Origin of the sequence: Flavobacterium sp. FlaQc-48 (assembly GCF_044007335.1) — a bacterium.
GTDB lineage: Bacteria > Bacteroidota > Bacteroidia > Flavobacteriales > Flavobacteriaceae > Flavobacterium.
Window position 1 is genome coordinate 1 of the sequence record NZ_JBIPCR010000087.1, and the last position, 272, is coordinate 272.

1 rRNA gene is annotated in these 272 nt (G+C 41.9%); it reads left to right on the plus strand.

The annotated features are described in order from the left end of the window. Window positions 1-178: 178 nt before the first annotated feature. Window positions 179-272: ribosomal RNA gene (rrf, locus tag ACHRWY_RS27685) — 5S ribosomal RNA — on the plus strand; the annotation flags it as partial.

Genomic DNA, 272 nt, shown 5'->3' on the forward strand with positions numbered 1-272 from the left:
CTTTTCCTCCCGAGCAATCGGGAGGAAGAAACTTTCTAAAAATACTAAATAAAAATACTTTTCTTTATCTCAGTATGTTAAGATATTTGCCCGTCGCGGGCAGTCTTTTAGTCAAAAGATAAAAGTCCAAAAGTGAAAACTTTAGACTTTAAGACCTTAGACTTTAGACTAACAACCTTAAGGTGGTTATTGCGGCGGGGCTCACCTCTTCCCATCCCGAACAGAGTAGTTAAGCCCGCCTGCGCAGATGGTACTGCAGTTATGTGGGAGAG